Annotated in this window: 16 protein-coding genes and 1 riboswitch; of the genes, 6 read left to right on the top strand and 10 right to left on the bottom strand. The window is 69.6% G+C overall.

All coding sequences use genetic code 11. The features are described from left to right. Positions 1-5: 5 nt before the first annotated feature. The 9 genes from RIN43_RS05835 to gcvT all read right to left on the bottom strand — a co-directional run bounded on the left by RIN43_RS05835 (position 6) and on the right by gcvT (position 10,753). Positions 6-287 (bottom strand): zf-TFIIB domain-containing protein, encoded by a 282-nt coding sequence (locus RIN43_RS05835; protein WP_309127948.1) that lies wholly within the window; start codon positions 285-287, stop codon positions 6-8. Positions 288-329: 42 nt separating this feature from the next. After that, positions 330-902 carry a PH domain-containing protein gene (locus tag RIN43_RS05830; RefSeq protein ID WP_309127947.1) on the bottom strand — a complete coding sequence of 191 codons (573 nt, stop codon included), beginning with the start codon at positions 900-902 and terminating at the stop codon, positions 330-332. 10 nt (positions 903-912) lie between these two features. Continuing rightward, positions 913-2,559 (bottom strand): ABC transporter ATP-binding protein, encoded by a 1,647-nt coding sequence (locus RIN43_RS05825; RefSeq protein WP_309127946.1) that lies wholly within the window; start codon positions 2,557-2,559, stop codon positions 913-915. After that, positions 2,556-3,500 (bottom strand): ABC transporter permease, encoded by a 945-nt coding sequence (locus RIN43_RS05820; protein WP_309127945.1) that lies wholly within the window; start codon positions 3,498-3,500, stop codon positions 2,556-2,558. Before RIN43_RS05820 ends, RIN43_RS05825 begins: the two co-directional genes overlap by 4 nt. After that, entirely contained in the window at positions 3,487-4,419 is a 933-nt protein-coding gene (locus RIN43_RS05815) for an ABC transporter permease (RefSeq protein ID WP_309127944.1), read from the bottom strand. The genes RIN43_RS05820 and RIN43_RS05815 overlap by 14 nt, the downstream gene beginning before the upstream one ends. Before the next feature lie 157 nt (positions 4,420-4,576). After that, on the bottom strand, positions 4,577-6,211 hold the full coding sequence (locus tag RIN43_RS05810; RefSeq protein WP_309127943.1) for an ABC transporter substrate-binding protein: 1,635 nt from the start codon (positions 6,209-6,211) through the stop codon (positions 4,577-4,579). A 170-nt stretch (positions 6,212-6,381) separates the two neighbouring features. Continuing rightward, positions 6,382-9,216, bottom strand: a complete 2,835-nt coding sequence (gcvP, locus tag RIN43_RS05805; RefSeq protein ID WP_375163716.1) for an aminomethyl-transferring glycine dehydrogenase — start codon at positions 9,214-9,216, stop codon at positions 6,382-6,384. 56 nt (positions 9,217-9,272) lie between these two features. After that, entirely contained in the window at positions 9,273-9,650 is a 378-nt protein-coding gene (gene gcvH, locus RIN43_RS05800; RefSeq protein ID WP_309127942.1) for a glycine cleavage system protein GcvH, read from the bottom strand. Then, entirely contained in the window at positions 9,647-10,753 is a 1,107-nt protein-coding gene (gene gcvT, locus RIN43_RS05795; protein ID WP_309127941.1) for a glycine cleavage system aminomethyltransferase GcvT, read from the bottom strand. The genes gcvH and gcvT overlap by 4 nt, the downstream gene beginning before the upstream one ends. 158 nt (positions 10,754-10,911) lie before the next feature. Next, positions 10,912-11,005, bottom strand: a riboswitch (glycine riboswitch). A gap of 108 nt (positions 11,006-11,113) precedes the next feature. Here gcvT and RIN43_RS05790 point away from each other — a divergent pair. The 5 genes from RIN43_RS05790 to RIN43_RS05770 all read left to right on the top strand — a co-directional run bounded on the left by RIN43_RS05790 (position 11,114) and on the right by RIN43_RS05770 (position 16,816). Beyond that, positions 11,114-11,779: an NUDIX domain-containing protein gene (locus tag RIN43_RS05790; protein WP_309127940.1), complete on the top strand. Its 666-nt coding sequence runs from the start codon at positions 11,114-11,116 to the stop codon at positions 11,777-11,779. Positions 11,780-11,995: 216 nt separating this feature from the next. Continuing rightward, positions 11,996-13,306 (top strand): quinolinate synthase NadA, encoded by a 1,311-nt coding sequence (gene nadA, locus RIN43_RS05785; protein ID WP_309127939.1) that lies wholly within the window; start codon positions 11,996-11,998, stop codon positions 13,304-13,306. Further along, positions 13,303-14,820, top strand: coding sequence for an L-aspartate oxidase (gene nadB / locus RIN43_RS05780; RefSeq protein WP_309127938.1), 1,518 nt, complete (start codon positions 13,303-13,305; stop codon positions 14,818-14,820). The genes nadA and nadB overlap by 4 nt, the downstream gene beginning before the upstream one ends. Further along, a complete protein-coding gene (nadC, locus tag RIN43_RS05775) occupies positions 14,817-15,668 on the top strand; it encodes a carboxylating nicotinate-nucleotide diphosphorylase (RefSeq protein ID WP_309127937.1) in 852 nt (283 codons plus the stop codon). The genes nadB and nadC overlap by 4 nt, the downstream gene beginning before the upstream one ends. A gap of 5 nt (positions 15,669-15,673) precedes the next feature. Continuing rightward, positions 15,674-16,816 carry a cysteine desulfurase family protein gene (locus RIN43_RS05770; RefSeq protein WP_309127936.1) on the top strand — a complete coding sequence of 381 codons (1,143 nt, stop codon included), beginning with the start codon at positions 15,674-15,676 and terminating at the stop codon, positions 16,814-16,816. Positions 16,817-16,890: 74 nt separating this feature from the next. On the opposite strand, the gene RIN43_RS05765 is transcribed toward RIN43_RS05770, so the two are convergent. Beyond that, the gene (locus RIN43_RS05765; RefSeq protein WP_309127935.1) at positions 16,891-17,877 is read right to left on the bottom strand and encodes a squalene cyclase; all 987 of its coding nucleotides are present in this window, start codon (positions 17,875-17,877) and stop codon (positions 16,891-16,893) included. Between the two features lie 75 nt (positions 17,878-17,952). Here RIN43_RS05765 and RIN43_RS05760 point away from each other — a divergent pair, with 75 nt between their 5' ends. After that, positions 17,953-18,891: a glycosyltransferase family 2 protein gene (locus RIN43_RS05760; protein WP_309127934.1), complete on the top strand. Its 939-nt coding sequence runs from the start codon at positions 17,953-17,955 to the stop codon at positions 18,889-18,891.

The following is an 18,891-nucleotide window of genomic DNA, read 5'->3' as shown; positions in this document are numbered from 1 at the left end:
GCGGGTCAGTCGAAGAGCTCGCTCAGCCAGCTCTCCCGCTTGCGGCGATGCGGGCGCTGCCCGCGGTCGTCGTAACGTTCCTCGTGGTGCGACTGCTCGTACGCCGGCGGCGCGAAACGATCGGGCGCGCTGTACGCCTGCGGCTGCGGGGCCGATGCCGATCGCTCGATGATCTTGTCGAGCTCGCCACGGTCGAGCCACACACCGCGGCATTGGGGGCAGTAATCGATCTCGATGCCGCTGCGCTCGCTCATGACCAGGGTGGAACCATCTGCAGGACACTTCATGGCCTCAGCCAACCACCCGAGCCTATGAACGCTCCGAGGACGTCATCCGTACGCGATGATCACGGCCGCGGTGGCCCAGCAGGCCAGTGCCAGCAGCACGAGGACCGCCGGCACGTCCCAGGTACGCCGCACGGGCGCATCCGGGCCCGCCGGCGCGCCCGCTTCCGCCTTCGCGCGGCGGATCGCGGCGACCATGTCCTCCGCCGCGCCATCTGCGTCCTCGCGGGTGCGTCCCGGTCCCAACCTGCGCGGGCGAGTCCGCGCAGGTCCGCCGAAGCAGGTCAGCACCGTACCGTCGTCGAGCGTGATCTCCAGCTGCCAGCGCATCCCCACCCGCTCCACACGGGCCCAAGGGACGAAGGTGCGGCGCAGCACGTTCTGCACCATGACGCCGTCATGCTGCACGCGGATGCGCGACGCCACCCCGATCACGTGGACGGCCCACAGGACCAGCAGCAGCCACGGCGCCAGCAGCAGTGCGGTGCCGAGGCCGGCTCTGACGGTGGCGTCGACGAGCAGCACGAGGGTCAGCAGCGCGCAGACGACCAGCAGCGCCACGCCGCTACGGCTCCAGTACCGGGTCGCATCCCCCGGCTCCGCAGGTGGCAGCGTCATCACCCCGCCGTCACAGACCAGCACCGCCGATCGGCAGCGTCGCACCCGGAATCGCGTCCAGCAGCCGCCTGGTGTACTCCTCCTGCGGGTTCGCGAAGATGTCGTCAACGGTGCCCTGCTCGACGATCCGGCCCTTCTCCATGACGCAGACCAGGTCGGCGGCCACTCGCACGACGGCCAGATCGTGGGTGATGAACAGGTATGTCAGACCGAGTTCGCTCTGCAGCTCGGAGAGCAGGTTCAGAATCTGATCCTGCACGAGCACATCGAGCGCCGAGACCGCTTCGTCGAGGACGACGATGTCGGGCTTGAGCGCGAGCGCCCGGGCGATCGCGACACGCTGCCGCTGGCCTCCGGACAGCTCGTTCGGGTAACGCCATGCCAGCTCGCGCGGCAGCGCCACCTGATCGAGCAGCTCGAGCGAGCGCTTGTGCTGCTCATCGCGGGTGCCGATTCCGTGCACGTGCAGCGGCTCTGAGATGAGGCTCCCGATGCTGCGGAGCGGATCCAGCGACCCGTACGGGTCCTGGAAGACCGGCTGCATCCGCCGGCGCAACCGGAACACGTCGGCGCGCGACATCGTGCTGGTGGCCGCGCCGTCGATGAGGATCTCGCCGTCGGTCGGCTTCTCCAGCTGCAGCAGCATCTTCGCCACCGTCGACTTGCCCGAACCCGACTCCCCCACCAGCGCGAGCGTCTTGCCGCGCGGAATCGAGAACGACGCGCCGTCGACAGCGAGGAACCTCTCGTGCCTCAGCCCGCCGGTGCGGATCGAGTACTCCTTGGTCAGGTCGCGCACCTCGACGACGGCAGGGGCGCTGCCGACATCCGCTCCACTGTGCGCGCCGGTTCCGATGCGCTTCGAGGCGAGGCTGGGCGCCGCGGCGACCAGTCGCTGCGTGTAGGGATGCTGCGGGTTCGAGAGGATCTCGGCGCTGGGACCCGCCTCCACGATCTCGCCCTGGTTCATCACGATGATCCGGTCGGCGCGATCGCCGGCGAGACCGAGGTCGTGCGTGATCAGCAGCACCGACGTGCCGCGCTCGCTGGTCAGCGAGGCGAGGTGATCGAGGATCACGCGCTGGACGGTGACGTCCAGCGCGCTGGTCGGCTCATCAGCGATCAGCAGCTTCGGGTCGGCGGCGAGGCCGATTCCGATCAGAGCGCGCTGCCGCATGCCTCCGGAGAACTGGTGCGGGAACTGGTGCATCCGCCGGGCCGCATCCTGCAGGCCGGCCTGCTGAAGCACCTCGACGGCGCGGTCGTGTACCTCCTGTCTTCCCTGCGCGAGACCGTTCGCCCGCACGGCCTCCTTCACCTGGAAGCCGATCGACCAGACCGGATTGAGGTTCGACATCGGGTCCTGCGGGACGTAGCCGATCTCGCGGCCGCGCACGTTCTCCATGTCGGTGCGGCTGGCGCGGGTGAGGTCACGACCGTCGAGCATGATGGTGCCGCCCGTGACGTGACCTGTGCCGGGCAGCAGGCCGATCACCGCGGACGCGGTGGTCGACTTCCCCGAGCCGGACTCGCCGACGATCGCCAGGGTCTCGCCGGCGAGCAGATCGAAGCTCACCCCGTGCAGCACCTCGCGGATCTCCTTGCCGTTGCGGAAGGCGACCCGCAGGTCGCGCACGCTGAGAAGCGGTTCGGTCATCGTTGAGCCCTCGCCTTCGGGTCGACGGCGTCGCGCAGCAGCTCGCCGAGGGTGATGAATGCCAGCACCGTGATGGTCAGTGCCAGTGAGGGCCAGAACAGAGCCATGGGCGCGGTGCGGATGTTGGTCTGCGCCTGGCTGATGTCGTTGCCCCAGGACATGGTGTTGCCGCCGAGGCCGACGCCGAGGAAGGAGAGCACCGACTCGGCGACGATGGCGGTGCCGAGGCTGAGGGTCGCGACGACGATGACGGGCGCCATGGCGTTGGGCAGCACGTGGTACAGCAGGGTCTTGAAGCGTGACATGCCCACGGCCTCCGCCCCCATCACGAAGTCGGACTGCTTGACCCGCAGCACCTCGGCGCGCATGATCCGCGCCGTTGATGCCCAGGCGAACCCGCCGATCGCGAACGCGAGGATGAACTCGTTGCGCACCGGCATCACCGACATCACCACGATGCCCGCGATGATGTAGGGGATCGTGAAGAAGATGTCTCCGACGCGCGAGAGCAGTGAGTCGAGCCAGCCGCCGTAGTAGCCGGCGAAGGCCCCCATGATCACGCCGATGAGGGTACTGATGAGCGTCGCCAGCACGCCGACCACGACCGAGGTGCGGGTGCCCCAGATCACGCGCGAGTACACGTCGCAGCCGAGGCGGGTGAAGCCGAGCGGGTGCCCTGGCTCAGGGCCCGCGTTGCTCTTCGGAAGGACGCAGCCGTTGTTCGGCGGAACCTGGGTGAACAGCCAGGGCGCTATCGCGACGACGAGCACCAGCAGGACGAAGACGACGGAGATCCAGAACAGCGGCCGGCTGCGCAGATCGCGCCAGGCGTCGAGCCAGAGGTTGCTGCGCTTGGGGTCGATGCGGACGACGTCGACGGGGATGGACGTGGTGTCGACGGGAGCGACGTAGTGCTCCCGCTGCGGGTCAAGACGAGACATAGCGGATCCTCGGGTCGAGCAGGCCGTAGATCAGGTCCACGATGATGTTGATGAAGACGTACACGACGACGAAGACCGTCACGAACGAGACCACCGTCGGGTTCTCGCCGCGGATGATCGCCTCGTACAGCGTGTTGCCGACGCCTGGCACGTTGAAGATGCCCTCCGTCACCGTCGCACCCACCATGAGGATGCCGAACACGGTGCCGAGGTCGGTGACCATCGGGATCAGGGAGTTGCGCAGCACGTGCACGGGGATGACGCGGCGACGCGGCAGTCCCTTGCTGTAGGCGGTGCGCACCCAGTCCTGCCCGAGCGTCTCGATCGTCGAGGCGCGCGTCAGCCGCATGCTCGTGGCGTACACGCTCACCCCGAGGACGATGGCAGGCAGCCAGAGATCCCCCCAGTCGTTGCGCGCGCCGACCGTGGGACGGAACCAGCCCAGCTGCACGGCGAGGAAGTACTGCGCGAGGAAGGCCAGCACGAAGATCGGCACGGCGATGAAGATGAGCGCGAGCACCAGCATCGAGTTGTCGAATGCGCCGCCCTTGTCGAGCGCCGAGAACAGGCCGATGACGATCGCGAGGATGAAGGCGATGGCGACCGCCATCACGGCCAGGCGCAGCGTCACCGGGAAGGTGCGGGCCAGCACCTCGCCCACCGGCTGACCGGAGAAGCTGATGCCGAAGTCGAGCCGGAAGATGCCGGCGATGTAGTGGAAGTACTGCACGATGAACGGCTGATCGAGGTGATACCGCTCGCGCAGCCGCTCCAGCAGAGCCTCGCTCGGCTGGCGGTCTCCGAACAGGGCGGCGATCGGATCGCCCGGCATCGCGAAGACCATGAAGTAGATCAGCAGGGTGGCGCCGAAGAACACCGGAATCGCCTGCAGGATCCGTCTGAGGATGTAATAGGCCACCCTCGACCTCCCTTCGGGTGCGGGAACGCACACGGTGCATCCCCAGGGCATACGGAGAAACCGCGGCATCCGGGCCGTCGGCGACGGTGTCGCACGGATGCGGCGACGGCGGACGACGAGGCGGTGGTGGAGACCACCACCGCCTCGTCTCGAAGGGTTACTCCGCCTTCTTCTCGATCTTGTCGAACAGCGGCACCGAGTTCCATCCGAACTCGACGTTGTCGACCGTCTCGGCGTAGCCGCCGACGACGTTCGAGTACCACAGCGGGGTGGCGGGCAGGTCCTGCAGCAGGATCTCCTGCGCCTGCTGGAACAGCTCGTTCGCCGCCGCGGGATCGGTCTCGGCGATGCCGTCGGCGAGCAGCGTGTCGAACTCCTCGCTGGAGTAGTCACCGTCGTTCGATCCGGCGTTGGTCGCGTACAGCGGTCCGAGGAAGTTGTACAGACCCGGGTAGTCGGCCTGCCAACCGGTGCGGAACGCGGTCTGGATCGACCGGTCGGTGACCTCGCCGCGCAGTTCGGCGAACGTCGGGTACGGTGCACCCGACGCCTCGATGCCCAGCGTGTTCTTGATGGAGTTCACGGTGGCGTCGACCCAGGCCTGGTGGCCGCCGTCGGCGTTGTACGCGATCTGGAACTCGCCGCTCCAGGGGCTCATCTCATCTGCCTGAGCCCACAGCTCCTTGGCCTTCTCGGGGTCGTAGTCGAGGACCTCGCTGCCTTCGAGCTCGTCCGTCCAGCCGTCGATCACCGGGGAGGTGAAGTCGCTGGCCGGCGTGCGGGTGCCCTGGAAGATCACGTCGGTGATCTCCTCGCGGTTGATCGCCATCGACAGCGCCTGGCGGCGCAGCTTGCCCTCTTCGCCGCCGAAATGCTCGAGGCGCTCCGGGATGGTGAACGACTGGAAGACCGCCGCAGGCTGGTTCACCGCACGATCGCCCAGGTCGGACTCGTACGTCTCGAAAGCCGAGTCGGGGATCGCGTCGAGAACGTCGAGCTCGCCACCCAGAAGGTCGGAGTACGCGGCGTCCTGCGTGGCGTAGAAGATGATGTTCAGACCGCCGTTGGCAGGCTTGCGCGGGCCGTCGTAGTCGGGGTTGGTGACGAGGTTGATGCCCACGTCGTGCTGCCACGCGCCTTCGCCCTCGAGCATGTACGGGCCGTTGCCGATCGGGTTCTCGCCGAACGCCTCCATGTCCTCGAAGGCGACGTCGGGAAGCGGGTAGTAGGCCGAGTAGCCGAGGCGCTGCGCGAAGTCGGATGCCGCCTTGTTGAGCGTGATCGTGAAGGTGTGCTCGTCGACCTGCTCCAGGCCGGTGAGCTCGGAGTCCTCTTCGTAGCTGAAGCCCTCGATGTCCTCGAAGAAGTAGCTCGAGAGCTGCTCGTTCGAGGCCAGAGCGCCGTAGTTCCACGCCTTGATGAAGTTGTCGGCGGTGACCTCTTCGCCGTCCGTGAAGGTGAGGCCCTCGCGGATCTTCACCGTCAGGTGCTGCGGGTCCTCGACCGTGATCTCCTCCGCCACGTCGTTGAACACCGAGCCGTCTGCGGCGTATCCGATCAGGCCGGCGAAGATCGAGTCCAGGATCTTGCCACCGCCCACCTCGTTGGTGTTCGTCGGGATGAGGGGGTTCTGCGGCTCTGTGCCGTTCACCTTGATGATGGCACTGGCGTCGGCACCGGAAGAGCCTTCGCCCGCATCAGGGTTGTCTCCGCCTCCCGCGCAGCCGGAGAGTGCCAGAGCACCCGCCGCGAGCAACGCGAGGCCCGCAAGTGTGATCTTGTTGCGCTTCACTGTGTCCTCCTGTGGACCGGTACAAGCACGCGCTCGTCTTCGAGCGCGCTCATGCTCCGATCCTAGATCGACCCGGCGCAACAACGTCGACGGTGACGCAACTGTTATTGACCCTTAACCGAAATACCCCCGTCGCCGGGTCGGCCACGGGGGTGTTTCGGGCACGGATGTCAGGCGAATGCCTCCACGGGCGGGCAGGCGCACACGAGGTTGCGGTCGCCGTAGGCCTGATCGATCCGGCGCACCGGCGGCCAGTACTTCGTCGCCACCAGCGCGGCCACGGGGTAGGCGGCCTCCTCGCGGGTGTAGGCGTGCGTCCACTCCCCCGAGATCAGAGACGCCGCCGTGTGCGGGGCGTGCACCAGCGGGTTGTCATCCGCCGGCCAGCGACCGGCGGCCACGGCATCCGCCTCGGCCTTGATGCTGATCATCGCCTCGATGAAGCGATCGATCTCACCCAGGTCCTCCGACTCGGTGGGCTCGACCATCAGCGTGCCCGCGACCGGGAACGACATGGTCGGCGCGTGGAAGCCGTAGTCGATCAGGCGCTTGGCGACGTCGTCGACGGTGATGCCGGTGGCCTCCTTCAGGGGACGCAGGTCGAGGATGCACTCGTGTGCGACGCGCCCCTGCTCACCGGTGTACAGCACCGGATAGTGGTCGGAGAGGCGCGCGGCGATGTAGTTCGCCGACAGCACGGCCGCGGCGGTGGCGTCGCGCAACCCCTCGGCGCCCATCATCCGCACGTACGCCCACGAGATGGGCAGCACGCCGGCCGAACCGTACGGTGCACCCGAGACCGGACCGCCCTCGAACACGTGACCGCCGGCGTGCTCGCGCTTCTGCGCCTGCGGGTGACCGGGCAGGTGAGGCGCGAGATGCGCCTTGGCTGCGACGGGACCGATGCCGGGACCGCCGCCGCCGTGCGGGATGGCGAAGGTCTTGTGCAGGTTGAGGTGCGAGACGTCGCCGCCCAGGTCACCGAAGCGCGCGTAGCCGAGCAGGGCGTTCAGGTTCGCCCCGTCGACGTAGACCTGCCCGCCGGCGTCGTGCACTGCGGCGGTGATCGCGGTCACCTGCTCCTCGTACACGCCGTGCGTGGACGGATACGTGATCATCAGCGCCGACAGCGCGTCCGCGTGCTGCGCGATCTTCGCGCGCAGGTCGTCGAGATCGACGTTGCCCAGCTCGTCGGTGGCGACGACGACGACCTTCATCCCGGCGAGCACGGCGGATGCCGCATTGGTGCCGTGCGCCGACGACGGGATCAGGCACACATCACGGTGGACGTCGCCGTTGGCGTGGTGGTAGCCGCGAATGGCGAGCAGACCCGCCAGCTCGCCCTGCGAGCCGGCGTTCGGCTGCAGGGAGACCGCGTCGTATCCGGTGACCTCGGCGAGCCAGCCCTCGAGCTGGTCGATCATCGCGAGCGAGCCCTCGACATCGGATGCCGGCGCGAACGGATGCAGCTGCGCGAACTCCGGCCAGGTGATCGCCGCCATCTCGGTGGCCGCGTTGAGCTTCATCGTGCACGAGCCCAGCGGGATCATGCCGCGATCGAGCGCGTAGTCGCGGTCGGCGAGCTGCTTCAGGTATCGCATCATGGCGGTCTCGGACCGGTGCACGTGGAAGACCGGATGCGTGAGGTACTCGTCCTCGCGCAGCAGCGCCTGCGGCAGCGCACCGGTGGACCCCGAGCCGAAGAAGCCGAACACCCGCTCGTCCTTGCCCCCGAACAGCACGGCGACGCGGTGCAGATCGGTGAAGGTGCTCGTCTCGTCGACCGAGATCCCGACCGTGTCGGCGTCGACCAGACGCAGCAGGATGCCCGCGTCGTGCGCCTTAGCGACGAGCGCCTCGGCGCCGCCCACCACGCGCACGTTGACGGTGTCGAAGAACGCGTCGTGCACGACCTCGGCACCGGCCTCGGTGAGCCAGTCACGCAGCAGGGCGGCCTTCGCTGCGGCCTCGGCCGCGATCGCGCGCAGTCCGTCCGGGCCGTGGTAGACCGCGTACATCGACGCCATCACGGCCAGGAGAACCTGGGCGGTGCAGATGTTAGAGGTCGCCTTCTCACGGCGGATGTGCTGCTCCCGGGTCTGCAGCGACAGGCGGTAGGCGGGGTAGCCGACCGCGTCGACCGAGACGCCCACCAGGCGGCCGGGCAGCTGACGCTCGAGCCCGGCGCGCACGGCCATGTAGCCGGCGTGCGGGCCACCGAAGCCCATCGGCACGCCGAAACGCTGAGTGGTGCCTACGGCGACGTCGGCGCCGAGCGAGCCAGGCGAGCGCAGCAGCGTGAGGGCCAGCAGGTCGGCCGCGACCACGGCGATGCCGCTCGCGACGTGCGCGGCGTCGATCACCGCAGTCGGATCCCACACGCGGCCGGACGCCCCGGGGTACTGCACGAAGACGCCGAAAAGCTCCTCGGGCAGCGTCTCACCGGCGGCGAGATCGCGCTCGACGAGCTCGATGCCCACGGCCTCGGCCCGCGTGCGAAGCAGCGCCTTGGTCTGCGGCAGCGCGTCGGCGTCGACGACGAACACGGCCGACTTCGTCTTGGACGCTCGCCGTGCGAGCAGCATTCCCTCGGCGACGGCGGTCGACTCGTCGAGCATCGACGCATTCGCGGTCGAGAGACCCGTGAGGTCGGAGACCATGGTCTGGAAGTTGATCAGCGCCTCGAGCCTGCCCTGCGAGATCTCCGGCTGGTACGGCGTGTAAGCCGTGTACCAGGAAGGGTTCTCGAGCACGTTGCGCTGGATCACCGACGGAGTGAAGGTGCCGTAGTAGCCCAGCCCGATCATCGGGCGGTTCACGGTGTTGCGCGCCGCGAGGGCGCGCAGCTCGGCGAGGGCCTCGGCCTCGCTGGCGGCGTGCGGGATGCCGGACTCACCGGCCGATCCCGGCGCCGTGAAGATGGACGACGGCACCGCCTGTCGCATCAGCGCCTCGACCGGGCTCCAGTCCTCGAGGTCGGACTCCACGCCGAGCGCGTCGAGCATGTACCGCTGCGCCTCGGCGGTGGTTCCGATATGACGATCGGCGAACGAGGCCACTCTCAGCCCTCCGTGAGTGCGACGTACGCGTCGCGGTCGAGCAGCCCGTCCGTGGCGTCGTCGGCGACGGTGACCTTGATCAGCCAGGCGTCCTCGAAGGGCGAGGAGTTCAGCAGCGACGGGTCATCGACCACGGCCTGGTTGACCTCGGAGACGGTGCCGGCGACAGGGGCGTAGAGCTCGGAGACCGACTTCGTCGACTCCGCCTCGCCGAACACGTCGCCGCGGCTGAGCTCGGTGCCGACCTCGGGCAGCTCCACGAACACGATGTCACCGAGCGCGTCGGCGGCATAGTCCGTGATGCCGACGGTCGCGGTCGCGCCGTCGGCGGCGACCCACTCGTGCTCTTCGCTGTACTTCAGGGCGGTCAGATCGGTCATTTCTTCCTCCGGTAGAAAGGCAGGGCGGTCACGGTCGCGGGGATCTTCGTCCCGCGCACATCCAGGAATACTGCGGTTCCCTCCTCGGCGGAGGCGGGGTCGACGAAGGCCATCGCGATGGGATGACCGAGCGTGGGGCTCAGCGCACCGCTGGTGATCTCGCCGAGGACGCCCCCGTCTTCGGCGACCACCGCGTATCCGGCGCGGCCGGCACGACGTCCCTCGGCGGCGAGGCCGACGAGCACGCGTGCGCCGGCCGCCGGCGTCACCGCGTCCTTGCCGACGAAGCGCTCCTTTTCCGTCACAACGACGCGGCCGAGGCCCGCCTGCGCGGGCTTGGTCTCGCGGGAGAGTTCATGGCCGTACAGCGGCATACCCGCTTCGAGCCGCAGGGTGTCGCGGGCGGCGAGACCCGCGGGCACGAGTCCACGACCCTGGCCGGCGGCGAGAACCGCATCCCACAGCGCCTCGGCGTCCTCCGCGGCGACCAGCAGCTCGAAGCCGTCCTCTCCGGTGTATCCGGTGCGGGCCAGCAGCAGCGGCTTGCCGGCGTAGCTCGCACTCGCCCACGCGTAGTACTTCTGCTCGGACCAGGGGATGCTGACGTCTTCGATGCCCGTGACCTCGGCGAGGATCTGTTCGGCGGCGGGTCCCTGCACGGCGATCAGCGCATACGAGTCGGAGACGTCGGCAACCCGGACCTCGAAGTCCTGGGTGCGCGACTGCAGCGCCTCGCGCACTGCGTCACGGTTTCCGGCGTTCGAGATGATCAGGAAGTCATCGTCGGCCAGACGGTACACGATCACGTCGTCCACGATGCCGCCGTCCTCGGCGAGCAGCAGCGAGTACTTCGCCTTGCCGACCGCCATGGCCGACAGGCGCCCGGCGAGCGCGTAGTCGAGGTATGCCGCGGCATCCGGCCCCTCGACTGTGAACTCCGCCATGTGCGAGATGTCGAACATGCCGGCGGCCTCGCGCACGGCGTGGTGCTCGGCGAGGTCCGAGGTGTAGCGCACCGGCATCTGCCAGCCGCCGAAGTCGGTGAATGACGCTCCCAGCGCCTCATGGCGCGCGCGGAGCGGGGTGTAGCGGGGTTCGGTCACGGAGTTCTCCCGGTCGGTTCGGGCAGGACGGCGCCATCGTCGTCCCCGGAACTCCCCCTCTGTCATCGGGCCTGAGAGCTTCGCCCGGCCTCGTGTGGAGTGGGGCTTTCACCGTCGGCGGATTCCTCGCAGCGCGCGGAATCGCTTTTCAGAGTGGCCGGAACTGCACGGTAGGGGTACCTGAGAGATTGGCGGGGAGGCTTGCTCCTTCGGTGCCCGGCTGCGATCACCGGACTCTCCCGCACAGCTCGTACGGCCTGTGTTCAGTTAGGGCTCCAGCATAGCGGGCGCCGTCGCACCGCGCGCAGCGGCGAGGTGACGGGTGCGGGGTTCGGGCACCGACCCCCTAGGCTCTTCGATGTGACAGGCGAGACGGGTGAACACGACGCGATTCGCGTCGCCGTGTCGACGGTCATCTTCTCGCTCCGCGATGCCGCCGACGGCGATCGTCTGATGGTGCCACTCGTGCGCCGCACCCGCCAGCCGCATCTCGGGGCCTGGGCGCTTCCCGGCGGCTGGCTGGACCCCGCCGAGGACCTCGACAGTGCAGCATCCCGCACGCTCGCCGACACCACCGCGCTCAAGCCGAGCTACCTGGAGCAGCTCTACTCGTTCGGCGACGTCGACCGCGCGCCCACGCGGGTGATCTCCATCGTCTACTGGGCGCTGCTGCGCTCCGATCTCGTCGATGCGCAGCGGGCGACCGAGGGCGCGCCGGAGAACGTCGAATGGTTCGATGTCGACGCGCTGCCCGCCCTCGCCTTCGACCACAACCGCATCGCGGCCTACGCACTCGACCGGCTGCGGAACAAGGTGGCGTACAGCCGCATCGCCGCGGGCCTGCTGCCCGACGAGTTCACGCTCACCGAGCTGCGGGAGGTCTACGAGGCCGTGCTGGGCCGTCGACTGGACCCTTCGAACTTCCGTCGCCTGCTCGAAGGCTCTGACGAGCTCGTTCCGACCGAGTCGTTCCGCACCGGCAAGCACCGCCCCGCACGGCTGTACCGTTACGTCTCCGACGCCTGATCCGGGTCCGCCGCGGGAACACGCCGAGCCGCCCCGACGGGAGCAGAGGCTCGGTCGAATGCGGGAGGTCCGGCGCCGGCGTGGCGACACGCCCGGTCGATGCCCTGCAGCCGTGCATCTGCCTCGCGCCGAGCGACGGCGGATTGCACTTCTGGTCAGATCGACATAATCTGGTCGCGCACAGTAAGTGTCGAAGTGACCAGAAGGCGGCGCGCGATGTCCATCCCCACGATCCCCGTCCGACCGATCGACCCATCGGTCGAGCACGCGCTGCAGGCGATCGTCGGCGGCGCATCCGCCGAATCGACCTGCAGCACCGACCTCGCGGCCGGCCCCTGGGACTTCGACACGCGCCCTGGCTACGGCCCTGGGTCGTCGATGGGTGACGTCATCCCGACCGGCGCCCCGCGACAGGGTGAGCTGCCCGTCGAGTACCGCGAGGCAGGCGAGGACGAACTCGACGCGCGCATCTGTGCCGCCAAGAAGGCGCTCGGCGACCGGGTCGTCGTGCTCGGGCACTTCTACCAGCGCGAAGAGGTCGTGCGCCACGCCGACTACGTGGGCGACTCGTTCCAGCTCGCGAATGCGGCGCTGGAGCATCCGGATGCTGAGGCCATCGTGTTCTGCGGGGTGCACTTCATGGCCGAGACGGCCGATCTGCTCTCCGGCCCCGATCAGGCCGTACTGCTGCCGAACCTCGCCGCCGGGTGCTCGATGGCGGACATGGCCGACATCGACCAGGTGGAGGACTGCTGGGAGCAGCTCGCCGATGTTCTCGGCCCCCTCGACGAGGCCGATGAGGATGGACTGCTCCCCGTGATCCCCGTGACGTACATGAACTCATCCGCCGCGATCAAGGGCTTCGTCGGCCGCCACGGCGGCATCGTGTGCACCTCGTCGAACGCACGTACCGTCCTGGAACGGGCTTTCGAGCGCGGACGGCGTGTGCTGTTCTTCCCCGACCAGCACCTCGGACGCAACACCGCGAAGGCGATCGGCGTGCCCCTCGACCTGATGCCGCTGTGGAACCCGCGCCGACCCCTCGGTGGCTCGTCGGCGGATGTGCTCCAGAACAGCAGGGTGATCCTGTGGCACGGGTTCTGTTCGGTGCACCGGCGCTTCACCGTCGCGCAGATCGAGCAGGCGCGCGCGGAGCATCCCGCTGTGCGCGTGATCGTGCACCCCGAGTGCCCGATGGAGGTGGTCGACGCCGCCGACGAGGCCGGTTCGACCGACTTCATCCGCAAGGCGATCGACGCGGCCACCGAACCGACGACCTTTGCCATCGGCACCGAGATCAACCTCGTGCGCCGCCTGGCGGCGCAGTATCCGCAGCACGAGATCTTCTGCCTCGACCCGGTCGTCTGCCCGTGCTCGACGATGTACCGCATCCATCCCGGCTATCTGGCCTGGGTGCTCGAGGAGCTGGTGGCGGGGCGCGCGCCGAACCGCATCCGCGTCTCAGACGATGTCGCGCAGCCGGCGCGAGTGGCGCTCGAGCGGATGCTGGCGGCGAGGCCGCGATGAAGATGATCGTGGTCGGCGCCGGCGTCGCAGGCCTCACCGCGGCACTGCGCGCAGACGCGCTCGGCCACGAAGTCGAGATCCTCGTCAAGGGCGCTCTGGGGGACGGCAGCACCGCCCACGCTCAGGGCGGCATCGCAGGGCTGTACGGCCCTGGCGACTCGCCCGCGCTGCACGCCCTCGACACCATGCACGCAGGCGGCGGACACGGCGATCCCACCGCGATCGCGGCACTGGTCGACGGTGCGACCGCGGCCATCGACGCGCTCGCCGACGCCGGAGTCCCCTTCGACAGGACGGCGGACGGCGCGGTCGCGCGCGGTCTCGAAGCAGCGCACAGCCTTCCGCGCATCGCTCACGCGGGAGGTGACGCGACCGGCCTCGCGATCTCCGTCGCGCTGGTCGAGCGGCTGCGTGAGACCGCCGTCCGGGTGCGCGAGCACGCGTTCGCCGTCGACGTCGTCGTCCGCGACAACAGGGCCGTCGGCATCCGCCTTCTCGACGGGACGCGGATCGACGCCGACGCGGTCGTGCTGGCGACGGGTGGCGCCGGGCAGCTGTACTCGCGCACCACCAACCCGGCCGGCACCACCGGCGACGGCATCGCGATCGCGCTGCGCGCCGGGGCGGCGGTCGCCGACCTGGAGTTCATGCAGTTCCATCCGACCGTCCTCGTGGGTGCGGACGGCTTCCTCATCTCCGAGGCCGTGCGCGGCGCGGGCGCTGTGCTCATCGACGCCGACGGCCGGCGGTTCGCCTTCGACGAGCATCCCGACGGCGAACTCGCCCCGCGCGACGTCGTGGCGCGGGCCATCGCGCGACGGGAGCCGGCTCAGGGCTCGCCAGTGCTGCTCGACGCGACCGCGCTCGGCGCCGAGACGCTGCGCGGGAGGTTCCCGACCATCGACGCGGAACTCCGACGGCGCGACCGGGACTGGTCGCGCGCACCCGTGCCCGTCTCCCCCGCGGCTCACTATCTGATGGGTGGCGTGGTGACCGACGTCACCGGTCGCACCACGCTTCCCGGCCTCTGGGCCGTCGGCGAGACCGCGTGCACCGGTGTGCACGGCGCGAACCGCCTGGCCTCGAACTCGCTGCTGGAGGGCGCCGTCTTCGGCGCTCGTCTGGCGCAATCCCTGGACGCGCCGTGGCCCGCAGCATCCGTCGCATCTGCGACCCGCGCGGACCGCGGGTCGCAGCTCGTCCCGCTGTCCCGCGGTCTCTCCGGCACGAATCGCGACCTGGATCCCGGGGAGCCCTTCTCGCGCGCGGCACTGCAGCGGCTCATGTGGCAGCACGTCGGACTGCTGCGGGACGACGCGGGGCTCGAGCGCGCCGCGCGCCTGATCGATGCCTGGCGCGCGCCGGAACCTCGCACGGCCGTCGACCAGGAGAACGCCAATCTGCTGCTCGTCGCCCGCGCGATGGCATCCGCCGCTCTCACCCGCACCGAGTCGTTGGGGGCGCACTTCCGCGTCGCACCGGCACGCGGTCCCGCCCTGATCGGAGCCCGATGATCACGCTGGCCACTCTGCACCGCACAGTACGCGCCGCGCTCGAGGAGGACGCGCCGTGGGGCGATCTCACCAGCACGTCCCTGCTGCCAGCCGAGGCGCGAGCGACCGCCGACCTCGGCGCCCGCGAGCCGGGCGTGTTCAGCGGCGGGGACGTCTTCGCGGCCGCCTTCACCCTCACGGATCCGACCGTCGAGGTCGATCTGCACGTCGCCGACGGCGACCGGTTCGAGGCCGGCGACGTGCTGGCGTCGGTGCAGGGGTCGGCGCGCAGCATCCTCACAGCCGAGCGGGTCGCACTGAACTTCACGCAGCGCATGAGCGGCATCGCCACCCTCACCGCTGCGTACGTCGACGCCGTCGACGGCACAGGAGTGCGCATCGCCGACACCCGCAAGACCACTCCTGGCCTGCGGGAGTTCGAACGGCACGCCGTGGTCTCCGGCGGGGGCAGCAACCACCGCCGCTCGCTGTCGGATGCGGTGATGGCGAAGGACAACCACCTGGCCGTGCTGCGTCAGCAGGGCCAGGATCTCGGCTCGGCGCTGCGGGATGCTCTGTCGCGGCTGCCGCACACCACCCATGTGGTCGTCGAAGTCGACCGGGTCGACCAGATCACGGCCGTACTGACCGGCGGTGCCGACACGGTGCTGCTCGACAACTTCTCGCTGGAGGATCTGCGCGCGGCGGTCGACCAGATCGCGGGGCGAGCGACCGCGGAGGCGTCCGGCGGAGTGAACCTCGACACGGTGCGCGCGATCGCCGAGACGGGGGTGCAGGTGATCTCGGTGGGAGCGCTGACGCACTCCGCCCGCGCTCTCGATCTCGGACTCGACGTGCGGGTCGGCTGACGCCCGTGCTGTACGCCGACCACGCCGCGACGTCCCCGGTGCGCCAGGAGGTGCTCGAGGCGATGCGGCCGTACCTCGCCGAGGTCTTCGGCAACCCTTCGAGCCACCACACGAAGGGCGAAGCCGCTGCCGACGCGCTGGAGAGTGCTCGCTCCAGGGTCGCAGCCGCACTGGGGATGCGACCGGGCGAGGTGATCTTCACCTCCGGTGGCACCGAGGCCAACAACCTGGCGGTCAAAGGCATCCTGCTCGGCAGCGGCGGACGCCACCTGGTCACCAGCTCGATCGAGCACGAGTCCATCCTCGAATCGGCCGAGTACCTGCGTCGCTTCCACGGCGTGGAGCTGACGTGCGTCGACGTCGACCCTCACGGCCGTCTGCCGTCGGATGCGGTCGCCGACGCGCTGCGCGACGACACGGCGCTGCTGACGTTCGCGCACGCGAACAATGAGATCGGCACCGTGCAGGATGCAGCCCCCCTCATCGCCATCGCCCACGAGCAGGACGTGCTTGTGCACGTGGATGCCGTGCAGTCGGCGGGCTGGCTGGATCTGCGCCCCCTCGGGCGGGATTGCAGGGTCGACGCGATCTCGATCGCGGGTCACAAGCTCGGCGCCCCGAAAGGGATCGGCGCGCTGGCCGTGCGATCGCGGGTGCCGCTGGAACCCCTGCTGCACGGGGGAGGCCAGGAACGGGGCCGCCGGAGCGGCACCGAGAATGTCGCGGGCGCGATCGCCCTCGCGACCGCGCTCGAACTGGCCGAGGCGGAGCGCCAGCGATACGGGTCGACGATCGCCGCGGCGACGGCCGAGTTCATCGCTCTGGTGCTGGCGAGCGTGCCGTCGGCCGCCCTCACCGGATCAGCGGACCACCGACTTCCCAACCTGGCGAGCTTCACATTCGCGGGCACGAGCGGCGAGGCTGTGCTTCTCGAACTGGAACGGCGCGGGGTCATCACGTCCAGCGGATCGGCATGTGCGGCGGGCAGCGACGACCCCTCCCCCGTGCTGCTGGCGCTGGGCATCCCGGCCGAGGTCGCCCAGACCTCGGTGCGCTTCACATTCGGCCGCACTGCGCTTCCCGACGGGGCGGCCGGGCGTCTCGCCGCCCTGGTCGCTGACGCCGTCGCCGCCGTCGGATCATCATGACCGAGACCACGATCTGGTAGGGATTCGGCTGTCAGCGCACATCCCTGGCCGGTCCGACCCGACGATGGCGCGGGTCAGGCCCCCGGCGAGCTGTCCCACCAATCGAGCACCCGCGTGCCGATCAACGTGAGCCACTTCGAGGGCTCGCCAGGGGCGACGTCGACCTCGACCCAGACGGCTCCGCCGTGCGCCTCGCCCTGCAGCCAGGTGCCGTCGTCGCGCCTCGCGGCACGCACCGCACTCACCGCCTCGGCGAGCCGGGGATCGGGCGGCGTGCGCTCAAGGAGTGCCACCTGCCTGAAATGGTCGGCGGCGGCGAGCGCGCTGTACCGCCAGCGCCGAGGAGCGATGAAGTCCGACACCCACGGCGCCACGATCTCGCCCGTCGACAGCCTGCGCATCAGCCGGCGCTCGAGCAGATACTCCTCGCCGCCGTGTCGAGCGTCGCGCACCGATTCGTCGCCCGTCAGACGCTCGTACGCCAGCATCTCGGACACGGCGTTGAGCGTCGAATGGAACGAGGACCGCACCGAGTTCCCCTCTTCCGCCTCGCAGTTCCATCCGCCGTCGGCCAGACGGTGCGCGGCGAACCATGCCGCGATCGCCGACACGTCGGCCCCCAGCCATGCTCCGGTGGCGAGCGTGAGGGCGTTGACGCAGACGTCGACTTCGCCTCCCCAATAGGGCAGGTCGTCGTACTCCCAGCGGCTGTTGTCGGCGAGCTTCTCGGCGGTGCCTGCGAGGGCGGAAGGATTCACCCCGAGATCCCGCAGATCCTTCAGCGCCCACGTCGTGGCGATCCACGGCTGCTGGTCGGGTCGGCGTGCGATCACCCCCTCCGCTGCGAAGTCCTTGGACGGGAAGTACGCACCACCGGCCCACTGCCCGTCGTCCTGCTGACGGGCGAGGATCGCGGCGCCGAAGCCCTCGGTGGCCACCCGAGCCCGCGTCGCCTCCCATCGCTCCGGCTCGGCCCCGAGGAGGTCGCGCTCGACCTGCCAGACCACGGCAGGGTCGGAATCGAGCAGCCAGTCGAGCGCTTCGTGCGAAAGCGATGTCATGGGGGCAGGCTACGCGTCCGCCCCGCATCCCGTAACCCGCGGCCTGGGCGGCACATGGCGCCATAGACTCGGGACGTGGATGCGCGAGCGACGATCATCGTGCCGGGACGAGACGTCGCCCCGTACGCCCCTGCGGCCATCGCATCGCTGCGAGCGCAGACCGAGCAACGCTGGCGAGCCGTCCTCGTCGACGACGGCTCTCACGACGACACGGGAGCGGTGTTCGCGGACGCGGCGGCATCCGATTCCCGCTTCACGCTGCTGAGCCACCATGAGGCGCGCGGGCTGGGTGCCGCGCGCAACGTCGCGCTCGACAGGGTCGACACTCCGTTCGTCGGATTCCTCGATGCCGACGACGAGTTCACCCCGCACGCGCTGCGCACCTGGCTCGACACGCTCGACGAGTCCGGAAGCGACTTCGTCGCCGGCGCCTATGTGCGCAGCCGCCGGACCCACGGCGCCTATCGCCCCGGTCGCGTGCAGCCCTGGGTCGCGAGGGCGACGTCGCCGCGGCGGCTCGGAGTCACGCTCGCCGAGCACCCGGACGCGTCGGCGAACATCGTGGCGTGGTCGAAACTCAGCCGCACCGAGCTGTGGTCCCACCTGCGCTTTCCCGAGAACGTCGCCTACGAGGACCAGATCGTCGCGCAGCGCATGTACACCCGAGCGCGCGCGTTCGACGTGATCCCCGACGTCGTCGTGCACTGGCGCGTGCGCGCCGACGGGACGTCCATCACGCAGGGCAAGGATCGTCTGCCCGTGCTGCACGACTACACCGCGGCGCTGCTGGGCGGCATCGACGTGCTACGCGCCGATGGGAACGCCGCCGCGGTGCGGGCACGACTCGCGCTCATCCTCGCGATGGACCTGCCTCCGCTGCGGCGAACCGCTGCGGAGCATCCCGATCCCGCCTACGCCGCTGCGCTCGACGCCTTCGAGGAGTCGCTGCGGGCGATACCCGAATACGCGCACGCAGCGCCTGACCCGTCGCTCAGCGCGGCACTGAACTGGTGA

It is taken from the genome of Microbacterium sp. (assembly GCF_031178445.1).
Lineage (GTDB): Bacteria > Actinomycetota > Actinomycetes > Actinomycetales > Microbacteriaceae > Microbacterium.
Note: the sequence above shows the minus strand (reverse complement) of the source record. Positions and strands in the feature narration are given on the sequence as shown.

What these genes read in the sequence shown, in the direction of transcription:
- gcvP (WP_375163716.1), bottom strand. Translation starts at nt 9,216, where the DNA reads ATGCTCGACGCGCTCGGCGTGGAGTCCGACCTCGAGGACTGGAGCCCG.
- nadA (WP_309127939.1), top strand. Translation starts at nt 11,996, where the DNA reads ATGTCCATCCCCACGATCCCCGTCCGACCGATCGACCCATCGGTCGAG.
- RIN43_RS05830 (WP_309127947.1), bottom strand. Translation starts at nt 902, where the DNA reads ATGACGCTGCCACCTGCGGAGCCGGGGGATGCGACCCGGTACTGGAGC.
- RIN43_RS05825 (WP_309127946.1), bottom strand. Translation starts at nt 2,559, where the DNA reads ATGACCGAACCGCTTCTCAGCGTGCGCGACCTGCGGGTCGCCTTCCGC.
- RIN43_RS05765 (WP_309127935.1), bottom strand. Translation starts at nt 17,877, where the DNA reads ATGACATCGCTTTCGCACGAAGCGCTCGACTGGCTGCTCGATTCCGAC.
- RIN43_RS05835 (WP_309127948.1), bottom strand. Translation starts at nt 287, where the DNA reads ATGAAGTGTCCTGCAGATGGTTCCACCCTGGTCATGAGCGAGCGCAGC.
- RIN43_RS05820 (WP_309127945.1), bottom strand. Translation starts at nt 3,500, where the DNA reads ATGTCTCGTCTTGACCCGCAGCGGGAGCACTACGTCGCTCCCGTCGAC.
- gcvH (WP_309127942.1), bottom strand. Translation starts at nt 9,650, where the DNA reads ATGACCGATCTGACCGCCCTGAAGTACAGCGAAGAGCACGAGTGGGTC.
- nadC (WP_309127937.1), top strand. Translation starts at nt 14,817, where the DNA reads ATGATCACGCTGGCCACTCTGCACCGCACAGTACGCGCCGCGCTCGAG.
- nadB (WP_309127938.1), top strand. Translation starts at nt 13,303, where the DNA reads ATGAAGATGATCGTGGTCGGCGCCGGCGTCGCAGGCCTCACCGCGGCA.